This window comes from Aeromonas media (assembly GCF_000819985.1).
Classification (GTDB): Bacteria; Pseudomonadota; Gammaproteobacteria; order Enterobacterales; family Aeromonadaceae; genus Aeromonas; species Aeromonas media.
Map to the genome: position 1 here is coordinate 35,494 of NZ_CDBZ01000196.1, position 1,582 is coordinate 37,075.

1 protein-coding gene is annotated in these 1,582 nt (G+C 66.6%); it reads right to left on the bottom strand.

All coding sequences use genetic code 11. From position 1 onward, the window contains the following. A partial coding sequence (locus tag BN1127_RS20940) for an ExeM/NucH family extracellular endonuclease (protein WP_156139780.1) occupies positions 1-1,582 on the bottom strand: 1,582 nt, incomplete at both ends.

Consider the following 1,582-nt stretch of genomic DNA (forward strand, 5'->3'; position numbering starts at 1 on the left):
CCAGTCATCCAGGATCAACACCTTGACCGACTTGCTGCCACCTTCACCGGCGGCCCAGCTCACCGACTGGCCGAACCAGGGCAGGAAATCCAGCCCCCAGCGCGCCGTGATCCCCTCAAGGCCCAGCTGGGCGCGGGCCGGCTTGCTGAGATCGCCGCTGCGTACCACAGGGATCTCGGCAAACCACTGCCCCTCGTTCACCGTCAGGCTGGTCTGGGCCAGGGAGATGGTGGACTGTGCCAGCTTGTCCTTGATGGTCACCAGGGTCTGGTGCTGCTCCCCCAGCGCCGCGCCGCTCGGGTCAAACAGCTCCAGGGTGAAGGTCTCATCCCCCTCGTGCAGGGTGTCGCTCTTCACCGGGATCTGGATGGTCTGGCTGTCGCTCTGGCCCGCCGCCCAGTTCAGAGTACCGGTGAGGGGCGCCACGTCGTTGGCATCGGCGCTGCCAAAGGCGATGCGATAGCTGACGCTGGCCTCCCCATGGCTGCCGTCACGGCGCGCAACGGACAGGGCGAGAATGCTGCCCTCCTCCACGCTGGCGGCGGCGCTTTCGAGACTCAATACTCCGGCGGGCGGCAGCGGATACTGGATCGCCACCAGCACGGGATCGTGATCCGAGGCGCTGAAGGGCCCGTCCGATTTGGCCAGCTGGCCTGTGTACTTGCTGCCGTATTCGAAGAAGTTGCTCTCGGCGGAGTTGATGTGCCAATCCTCGATGCCGATCACCTTGGCCGCGAGGCCGGGGCTTGCCAGGGCGTGATCCAGGTTGCCGAGCTCCCCCTCGTAGCTGTAGGAGTAGGTATCGGTGCCGTGGAAGCGGGTGTTGAGGTTCACCAGGCCATAGCCCTTGCCAAGGGCGCTGCCGCTCTCCTCGAAAGGCTGGCCCGCCAGTGTGGTGAAAGAGGCGCTCATGATCTGGCGCGGCTGGGCCGCCGGATCATAGTCGGTCAGCACCCGGATGGGATCCTCCATGCCGTAGGCGTTCAGATCGCCGATGAGCAGCAGATCCCCGCTCACCTCCTTGAGGCGCTCACCCAGCACCTTGGCCGCGGAGACCCGCAGCGCGTTGCAGTGGCCCTGCCCGTCCAGCGGATCGGCGGTGGCGTAGTCGGGGTAATCCTCGAAGCAGGCGGAACCCTTGGACTTGAGGTGGTTGACCACCAGGGTCAGGGGTGCATCCCCCTTGGGCGAGCTGAAGCGCTGCAGCAGCGATTCGCGCATGCCCTGCTTGATGGCAACCGGCTTGCCGCTGGCGTCCTGCGCCTCGGCCTGCTGCACCGGCAGCTCGATGAGGCTGGCAGCCCCCTCTGGCGTCACGCTGGCGGGCCGGTAGATGAGACCCACCGTGATGGCGTCGGTGCCGATGGGCTGACCATCGGGGGAAGCCACCCAGGCGTAGTGATCCGCCTCGTCCGGCTGGGCGGCGTTGAGGGCCGCCACCAGGTTGGCGATGGCGGAGTTGTCGCCGTAGCCGTTGTTCTCTATCTCCATCAGCCCCAACACGTCCGCATTGAGACGGGTGATGGCGCTGACGATCTTGGTGCGCTGCAGCTCGAACTCCGCCACCGTCAGGGCGCCCCGG